Genomic DNA, 9,619 nt, shown 5'->3' with positions numbered 1-9,619 from the left:
GACCCCGCGACGACGCTAGTCGCACCTGGTAGCGCACCAAGACAAAAGAATGATTTGCGACCTGAAAAATGGTATTGAAGCTATTCCCGTGTGACTCAGTCCTCCTGAGTTACCCTCCTGGGAGGGGCGGGGGTTGGTTGGGCACGCGGGTGGGTTGACTCCTCAGAAATATCCTAGCTATTTGTAGAAAATATTTATTATAGCGGTTTTCACAAAGGTAGACTACAGACAAAATATAAGTATGTTTGAAGTTTAATAATTACAGACCTAATAGCTGTATTCTATGTTAATGAAAACCGCTATAATTTGGTATTATATAAAATCCGGATAATTACTATATCCAAGTCATTGCGACTGGAACGGAGTGGAAGGAAGCAATCTCCACGCACCCCTGAGATTGCTTCCTATCGTCGCAATGACGACTATTCAACCGGATTCTATATTAGGGGTGGGTTCCCACACTATGAATCTAATTACAACAATGCTACCGGATTTGATATCATAGGTGGTATATGAAAAAAAGTTTACCTAATACCTAAAGACCTCAGCAATTGGATTTAAAACTCTACTTTGTTCAGGGGATCTAAAATCTTCTTTAATCAAGCTAGACTTCAAAAGTTCCGATCGCTTCTATGGCTATTTTTAATAACGAGTGATGTGAGTATCTTTTTAAAAGAATTAATAATGCTTCATCCAACTTAGCTTCCAAATCTTGATTTTGAATATCCACAATTATTTGATAGAGAAGTTCAAAAGTAATACGTTCATCTTTGATCAAAACAATATATTCGCCATTATCTGTATTTTTAAATTTATCTAATTCTGCGATACTTTTTTCACCACTAACTTGATACCCTCTAGCATCTCGATATAGATAAAACTTGAGGTGAGAATTTTTGGCTACTAATTCATTCCAGTTAGTCATCCGAGAAAAAAAGGCGTTACCTCCATCATATAAAAAACCTATAGCATAACCTTGAGTTTCTGTTTGAATAACCAGGTGGTCTGGAATTTTTTTAGGTCTATCAAAGGTCAGAAAATCTAACTTGATAGATGGTTGAATTATTTTCAAAGATTCAAAAATTTTCTCCAATTTTCCCCGGTCATCACTACTTGTAATAACTTGAGACTCACTATATTCTTCTTCTATTTGCTGATATTTTTGATTCAGGTAATCTCCGATAATTTTATTTGTATCAGCTTGAGTCTCCTGATGAACAGATTTTTGATGATTTTCCTCAATTGTTGTTTCTAGATTCGATTCAATATTCAGTTTTTCAGCTATCTTCAGAACAAGTTCTTTAATTTGTTTAATATCTGAGACCAAATTTTGTAAACTGGAATTACTCTGTAGTGCTATTTGACTGTTTGTCTCAATTTTCAGATAATCAGGCAGGGGAATATTATGAATTTTATAATTATAGAAATCTGCAGCAGAATTAATAATTGAGCGTATAGAATTTTTACTTAATATCTTCTGAATTTCCTGTGGCGTGAAAAGTTGTTCAATCGTCATATTAATAGACTTAGATTTTTCATTAAGAATTGTTATTAGCTGTTCTTCAGATGGCTTATTTAAGAATACTTGACACTGAGAAATTCTATCAACAATAGAATCATCAAATTCTTGTTTAAACTGCTCCCATCGGTCTGGGAATAAATTTAGGATAATCAAGCTATTAGGAATATGAGTAAAAATTTCTTTAATTGCTTCTCCAAAACAGTGCAAAAGATTCTGATTATATTCCCTACCTAAACCTTCTAATTGGTCAAATACAATAATCAAAGGTTCGTCTAAAAGTGATAAATAACCTAATACTTTTAACGCTTCTAAAGATACTTCTTCCCGATTGATGCTTTTATTCCAAGATGCTATTTTAACTTTATCTAATAATTTTTGAGGTACATCATTCATTGCCAACCATTCTCGAATGATGCGACGATAATCTATAGCTCTATATCCACAAAACTTGATAATTCCTTTGAATATTTCTGGTGCATATCCTGCCGTTGAATAATTTGTACTCCACCACATATAAGACCGATTTTCTATATGTTCCCAAAACTCTCGTTTAGCTTGAGTATCTGATGATAAAAAAGAGAGTAATTCCAGGTTTCCATTTTTGACTAATTCTATAATTTTCTGGTCTTTTTTACTTTCTTTTTTTGGGTACAAATCTGGATTTTCTATAATAATTTCTTGAAAAATTTTGGCACAACTATTAGCAATCAAATATTCTAGTTGAGTATAGTTAATTTTTGGTATACATCTAATGAGCGATTCAAGTATACGACTATAAATATGATAAATAATAGCATCAGGATTATTAGGTTGACGGATAAATAAGAGTCGATTAGTTTTTAATCTGCTATTTGCCAGTCGCATCATCAGGTGAGTTTTGCCAAACCCTGGTTCCCCTACAACAACAACTCCTTTACTTTGATGATTAATATCTTGTTTAATATCTTTGAGAGTAGATTGTATTCTGTGAAATTCTTTACTAAAAACATTATCCGCATCGCTATGTGTCTGAAAAGGATGATCGACTCGACTACTTCCAAATGGATTTTTTCTTTTTTGTAGTTGGACTTGAAGATGTAAATCGATCATAGGTACTTATAAGCAAAGTTTTAATAATATAGATTACTATACCTTATAATATTGATACCTAAAAGAAATTTTTTGGGCTAAACATAATGCGTCAGTTCTGATAATTTGACAATCAAAGAATGAATTAAGAACGGAAAATTTTGAGTTGCCTGAATTTTAGGCGTTGCTGAATTAGGGGATGAAATTTTTGGCAGAAGGTAAATCCCATTTTTTGTTTTTTATCAAAATAATTGGGTCCCATAACCCCGCCTTTTAAGGGGAAATATTTTTGTTTTTGCAGCGAAGCTCAAATCCTACTTCCCCTCCTGGGAGGGGGAGGGGCGAGGGGTTGGTTAACTTCTGACTTCTGTACGGGGGAATGGCTATTCGCCCCTACTGACTTCTGACTTCGTTAAACTTCCTGTGTTTGAGAGCCTAAAATTCATCCCGCACTCTATGCAACGCCATATATTTACTCATGTAGAAGCGATGTAGCTACCGCAGTTGCTCCGAATGGCGCTATATTCACAACCAAATTAAATCATCATCCTGTGAAGCTCCAAAAAACGGCAAGGTATTTCCCCCTTGCATCCCCAAAAAAATCGTGATAGTATTTTATTATTGGGGTTTACTCGCCCCTACACATGACTTTTTATTCAACCCAAAAACAGCATTTCGTCACTGAATACATATAGAAGGGATACTCACACCATCAAAGCACTAGAAAAGTTATCATCCTGTGCAGCACTCAAAAAAGAAGTAGTGACACCGAAAAATTTTCACCTCATCAACACATCCATATATTTACTCATGTAGAAGCGATGTAGCTACCGCAGTTGCTCCGAATGGCGCTATATTAACTTTTCAATCCAATTATCATCCTGTGAAGCTCAAAAAAAAACGACAAGGTATTTCCCCTTGCGTCCCCAAAAAAATCGTGGTAGTATTTTACTATTGGGTGTCGCTCGCCCCTACACATGACTTTTTATTCAACCCAAAAACAGCATTTCGCCACAGAATACATATAGAACCCTCGATCATATTTTTGTCGGCGATTCAGTTTTTTTGCCAGGAGTCAGGAGTCAGGAGGTAGAGGGAAGGTATAAGGGAAAAAGGTTGAAAAATACTTCTCATCTCCCCATCTCTTCTCCAGAAATTATCAATTGTTCCTCCCTACTCCCTACTGCCTACTCCCTACTCCCTCTTCTAATAAGGACTAGAATCAAGTTCTCCATTCTCGACACTAACTTGATAATCAGCAATTGATGGTCTATGATTCAAATCAAAAGTTTCACCATTTCCTTTTTTCCAGATTTTGAACCCACTAAAAGTTAATGGAATTTGAGGGTTACATTCCTCTGGTAAATGGTCTCCCAAGACAAAATAAACAAACCCATTTCCAACTACTTCAGCTAAACCACTTTTATCCACAATTAACGAAGTATCTTCATCAATACCAATACCTAAAGCAGTATCAGATATTCCATCTCTGAGCAAACGAGCAACAAATGTCATTAACCGACCCATGCGATCGCGCTCATAGAAGTGAGTATCAATAACAGTTCCCTGAAATTTTTGTCTGTAAAACAAACCTTCGTCAAGAGAAATATCTTCATAAGGGTCATTTAGTGCAGTTTTACTGGTGACTGTCTCAGAACAAGCATTAAAAACAAAATTACTTTGAATCATTGCACCAGCACTGGTTCCGCCAACTGCCCCACCTTTTGCAATAACAGAATTAACAGCTTTATCAACTTCCGTATTTCGATAATTCCGTAGGTATTGACACTGGTCGCCACCTGCAAAAAAAATTACTTCGGCATTCTCAATTTGGTTTATTATCTTCTCTTTTTGAGCATCTTCTCGATGAGAAATTATTAGAGTTTCTACTGAGTCTACCCCATCCATATCTAGAATTGGTCGGTTATAGGCATCGCTACCTGAGTCACGAATTACAATCACATCTACTTTCTTGCGACAAGAATTGCATCCTCGGACTTGATTAATCATCCACTGAATTGCAGAGTCTATATCAAGACCACCACCACCAAAGTTATAAACTGGGCCACTGTACATTAAACTTAGATTAATAGAATTTTCTAAATAACTGTCGCTTTTTGCTTGGGTAGGAAAAATCAATGCAATGGTAATTATTAAGCAGAACATTACTATGACTTTGAGTAATTTTCTGGATAGGGAAGTTAGCAACAAAAACAAATAAGATAAAGAAATAAACTTCATAGATTTAGATAATTGTCTGACATAGTATTGTATAGCAATGCAAGCATTCAGCATTCAGCATTCAGCATTCAGCTGAATAGTTACAATAATTTTTTTTACTGAAAGATAACCTAAAATTAACCTACAAGCTCTAATATATATTAGTTTTGCTCATAATTTATAGTAAAAATGTCTAAATATAGCGCTATAGAAGTTAAGAATCTTGATAAAAAATTTAAAGGAAAACCTGCTTTGCAGCAAGTTAATATCTGTGTTGAAGCAGGAGAAATGGTAGGTTTAGTTGGTGCTTCTGGTTCGGGAAAATCTACTTTACTACGACTTATAAATGGTTTAGAGCAAGGAGATAAAGGTACTATTTACATATTTGGTACAGCTTTACAAACAGATGGCGTTTTCCACTCGCACATTAGAAAATTACGTTGCCAAATAGGTTGTATTTTTCAGCAATTTAATTTGGTCAAACGACTAACAGTAATAGACAACGTTTTAGTAGGAAACTTGGGGCGAATGTCTCTTGCAAATTCGGCACTACGTCTATTTACAAAAGAGCAAAAAATACAGGCACTTGCTGCATTAGAAAGAGTAGGAATTTTAGAACAAGCTTATAAAAAAGCTGCCCAACTTTCTGGAGGACAACAACAACGGGTAGCGATCGCTCGTTGTTTAGTACAGGGAGCTAAAATTATTTTAGCAGATGAACCCATAGCTTCCCTAGACCCGGAGTCTGCTCGGAAGATAATGGAATTATTATGCAAACTCAACCGAGAAAATAATATTACTATTGTTACTTCTCTACATCAAGTTCAAATGGTACGTCGGTATTTTGAACGTACTATTGCTCTGAGAGATGGAGAAGTTGTATTTGACGATCCAACAGTTAATCTGAGCGATCGTAAACTAGACGAACTTTATGGTGCAGCGGCAGAAGAATTAATATTGAAAGGTCATGGAGAATTGGTTTAGTTAATTAGGAGTCAGGAGTCAGGAGTCAGGAGTCAGGAGGGAAGAAAGAAGAACAGGGGTTACACAAATTCACCTTGAAAACACCATCTGTAGGGGCGTTAGCGGAGCTTTGCGTTAGCAAATGGCATTCGCCCTCTTCGCCTTAGATTGAGTGTCCGTGCGTAAGTCCTGAAGAAGAAAAAAGAAAAAAATAATTCTGAATTTATAATTTAATTTTATGTGTAGAAAGATATAAATAAAAATGAACAAAATAACTAATAATTTTAACCGTATTGATAAAACTATTATAGCTACTCCAGCAGTTATAGAAATGTTAGCCCAAGAAAAGAAACGAGTTACTAATACTCGCATAATGTTTGTATTGGGTGCTGCGACTATTCTAGTTTTTTCTGCTCTACAAAGTGAAATAAATTTTTTAACTTTATTCCAAAAAAGCGGTAATATGGTTGAGTATATTCAGTCATATTTTCCCCCTGATTTTTCCGATTGGAAAATTTATTTAGAAGACACAATAATTACTATTTCAATGGGTCTTTGGGGAACTATTTTAGCCGCGATTTTCGCCGTTCCATTTTCGATTTTGGCATCAGAAAATATGAGTCCAATTTGGATTGTACAGCCTATTCGTCGAATTTTAGACGCCATGCGGGCAATTAATGAAGTAGTATTTGCTCTAATATTTGTAGTAGCTGTTGGTTTAGGTCCCTTTGCTGGTGTTTTAGCTTTATTTGTACATACAGCAGGTACTTTAGGAAAACTTTTTTCTGAAGCAGTGGAGTCAATTGAACCTGGTCCTGTTGAAGGTATTCGTGCTACGGGTGCTAGTAAAATTCAGGAAATTATCTTTGGAGTAATTCCTCAAGTAATGCCATTATGGACTTCCTTTGTTTTGTATCGTTTTGAATCAAATGTTCGTTCTGCTTCTGTGTTAGGAATAGTAGGAGCAGGTGGTATAGGAGTTTCTCTTTATCAAAGTTTTGGTTCATTTTTGTATCAAAAAGTTTGTGCAATTTTAATCATTTTAATATTGGCAACTTCAATAATTGATTTATTATCAGCAAAATTAAGAAATTGGTTAGTGTAAATGAGGAGTCAGGAGTCAGGAGTCAGGAGTCAGGAGTCAGGAGTCAGGAGAGTCCAGTAGGGTGTGTTAGCGGCAGCGTAACGCACCAGCACCCTACATCTATTGTTAGTTCAGTAGGTTGGGTTAAGCGATCGCGCAACCCAACAATAACGGAGACTTGTGAGATTAATTTGTTGGGTTTATCCTAACGGATAAGCTCCGCTAACGTTCCTCAACCCAACCTACTTCTGGCTGCAAATTAAGCCCCCCTTTCAAAGGGGGGTTCGGGGGGATTATTTATTCATTACCAAATTTAACCTCTCCTTGTACGTTTCCGAAATAGTATTTAGTTTTAACATCGCCATCAACAGAAGCCATACTTTCTTGAACTGTGACAATATTACGAATATTTTCTCGTGTTTCTTCTTGCAATTTTTCCGCTCCCCCTTCGGGTAAACCTTTACCCCCACACAATAACGCTACCGGAAAATCATCTATTTGGGAAAAGTCAAAAATAGGGGTTTGTTTTCTCCCTAATTGTTGAGCGCTTTCAGGAACAGTTTTTCCCACATAATTCATTAAATTGGAAACCTTGACAAATTTATCTCCTGGTTTATTGCCACCACCATGTAATGCTTCCAGAAAATGGTCTGTGTAGATACTCATTTTTCCATCGGAGCGTATCCATGATGACTCCTCTCCTGTGGATGAGGTAAAAACTGCTCGCCCTGTTCCTTTTCTTAAGTCTGCTATTAAGTTTTTCGGGAGGGCGGTTTGACTGAAGTTTTCGGGTAATTCTAGTTCGTCTGTTTCTTTGGCAGTTGCCATTCCTTGGGCGTGACAACTATCTATTATTACTAATAGTTTTTGGGCGGATATTTGCTGGAGGGCGTTGTTAAATTCTGTTGCTGGTAATGCTGTTTTTTGTAGTTTTACGGGACTGGTGTCGTGGGGGATTAAATAATAGTTTTGGGTTGAATTATCTAGCCAACCATGACCGGAATAATAGACTAATATTGTGGCTTCTGGGTCGTTTTTTGCTTGTTGTTGGAGCCAGTTTAAGTTGTCTAAAATGTTTTGTTTTGTTGCTTGTTCATTGCAGAGGAAGCGGAGATAATTTTCATTGTCAATGTAACCACATAAGTCGGGGTTTATGAGGAATGATTTGATGGCTTGAACGTCTTTGACTGTGGTGGGGAGTGACCAGTTGGGGTATTTGCAGTTGCCGACTCCTATTAGTAGGGCGTAGTTGTGAGAAAGTGTTTTATACATAGGTATTTTGGGGGTTGGTTTGTAGTATTGAAGGCGTTGTTGGATGGTTTGAATAATCTTGATAGTTTCAGATAGCAATTGTTTGACAAAACTATCATTTATTATTTTTTTTGTTAACTCAAAAATTGTGTTTTCTAAACCTATTTTACTCAGAGCTTTTACTGCAGTATTACGCACATAAAATTCTGAGTCTTCTAGGAATATAATTAATCCTGAAATTGCAGTTTCGGAACCTATTTTACCTAGAGCTTCTGCTGCACGACTACGCACATCAGAGTCTGAATATTCTGTAAGTTGAATTAATCCCGGAATTGCAGTTTCCGAACCTATTTTACCCAGAGCTTCTGCTGCAAAACTACACACAACAGAGTCTAAGTCTTCTAGGAGTGGAATTAATCCTGGAATCGCAGTTTCGGAACCTATTTTACCCAGAGCTTCTGCTGCACGACTAAGTACATAAGAGTTTGAGTCTTTTAGGAGTGAAATTAATCCTGGAATCGCAGTTTCGGAACCTATTTTACCTAGAGCTTCTGCTGCACGACTACATACAACAGCATCTGGGTCTTTTAGGAGTGAAATTAATTCCGGAACTACAGTTTTAGAACCTATTTTACCTAGAGCTTCTGCTGCTTTTTCACGGATATTAAAATCTGAGTCTTTTAGGAGTAAAATTAATTCCGGAATTACAGTTTCAGAACCTATTTTACCTAGAGCTTCTGCTGCACGACTACGCACATCAGAGTCTGAATCTTCTGTAAGTTGAATTAATCCTGGAATTGCAGTTTATGAGCCTATTTTACTCAGAACTTTTGCTGCACTCACACGCACATAAGAGTCTGAGTGCTTTAGGAGTGGAATTAATCCCGGAATCACAGTTTCCGAACCTATTTCAACCAGAGCTTCTGCTGCGCTCCTGCGTAAAAAAAAGTCTAAGTCCTCTAGAAGCTGAATTAATCCTGGAATCGCAGTTTCTGAGCCTGTTTTTCCTAGAGCTTTTGCTGCACTCCAACAAACCTCAGTATCTGAATCTTCTAGAAGTTGAATTAATCCTGGAATCGCAGTTTCTGAGCCTATTTTACCCAGAGCTTCTGCTGCACGACTACGCACATCAGAGTCTGAATCTTCTAGAAGTTGAATTAATCTTGGAATCGCAGTTTCCGAACCTATTTTACCCAGAGCTTCTGCTGCACGACTACGCACATCAGAGTCTGAATCTTCTAGAAGTTGAATTAATCCTGGAATCGCAGTTTCCGAACCTATTTCAATCAGAGATTCTGCTGCACTTTTGCGCACATAAGAGTCCGAATCTTCTAACAGTTGAATTAATCTCAGAATCACAGTTTCCGATTTTTCGAGAACTAAACCTATTTCACCTAGAGCTTCTACTGCATTCCAACGCACATAAGAGTCTTCGTATTCAAGGAGTGGGATTAATTCCGGAATCACAGTTTCAGAACCTATTTTACCCAAAGCTTCTGCTGCATTCCAGA

General features: G+C 36.8%; 7 protein-coding genes. 3 read left to right on the top strand and 4 right to left on the bottom strand.

Annotated features, from left to right (window positions below; genetic code table 11):
* Positions 1-604: 604 nt before the first annotated feature.
* Together F6K27_RS31150 and F6K27_RS31145 are read right to left on the bottom strand one after the other, a co-directional pair.
* Positions 605-2,611 (bottom strand): ATP-binding protein, encoded by a 2,007-nt coding sequence (locus F6K27_RS31150; protein WP_287277482.1) that lies wholly within the window; start codon positions 2,609-2,611, stop codon positions 605-607.
* 1,185 nt (positions 2,612-3,796) lie between these two features.
* On the bottom strand, positions 3,797-4,885 hold the full coding sequence (locus F6K27_RS31145; RefSeq protein WP_287277480.1) for a cyanophycinase: 1,089 nt from the start codon (positions 4,883-4,885) through the stop codon (positions 3,797-3,799).
* A 114-nt stretch (positions 4,886-4,999) separates the two neighbouring features.
* On the opposite strand from F6K27_RS31145, the gene phnC reads away from it, so the two are divergent.
* The 3 genes from phnC (at position 5,000) to F6K27_RS31130 (ending at position 7,066) form a co-directional block, all read left to right on the top strand.
* On the top strand, positions 5,000-5,794 hold the full coding sequence (phnC, locus tag F6K27_RS31140) for a phosphonate ABC transporter ATP-binding protein (protein WP_287277478.1): 795 nt from the start codon (positions 5,000-5,002) through the stop codon (positions 5,792-5,794).
* 241 nt (positions 5,795-6,035) lie between these two features.
* Positions 6,036-6,878 carry a phosphonate ABC transporter, permease protein PhnE gene (gene phnE / locus F6K27_RS31135; RefSeq protein WP_287277476.1) on the top strand — a complete coding sequence of 281 codons (843 nt, stop codon included), beginning with the start codon at positions 6,036-6,038 and terminating at the stop codon, positions 6,876-6,878.
* Positions 6,866-7,066, top strand: a complete 201-nt coding sequence (locus tag F6K27_RS31130) for a hypothetical protein (RefSeq protein ID WP_287277474.1) — start codon at positions 6,866-6,868, stop codon at positions 7,064-7,066. The genes phnE and F6K27_RS31130 overlap by 13 nt, the downstream gene beginning before the upstream one ends.
* An 88-nt stretch (positions 7,067-7,154) precedes the next feature.
* Here F6K27_RS31130 and F6K27_RS31125 read toward each other — a convergent pair whose 3' ends face one another.
* Both F6K27_RS31125 and F6K27_RS31120 read right to left on the bottom strand, forming a co-directional pair.
* The gene (locus F6K27_RS31125) at positions 7,155-8,894 is read right to left on the bottom strand and encodes a HEAT repeat domain-containing protein (RefSeq protein ID WP_287277485.1); all 1,740 of its coding nucleotides are present in this window, start codon (positions 8,892-8,894) and stop codon (positions 7,155-7,157) included.
* Positions 8,895-8,912: 18 nt separating this feature from the next.
* The coding region (locus F6K27_RS31120) for a HEAT repeat domain-containing protein (protein WP_287300955.1) at positions 8,913-9,619 on the bottom strand (707 nt) is incomplete at its 5' end.

The sequence above is a fragment of the Okeania sp. SIO2F5 genome (assembly GCF_010692685.1).
GTDB lineage: Bacteria > Cyanobacteriota > Cyanobacteriia > Cyanobacteriales > Microcoleaceae > Okeania > Okeania hirsuta.
Note: the sequence above shows the minus strand (reverse complement) of the source record. Positions and strands in the feature narration are given on the sequence as shown.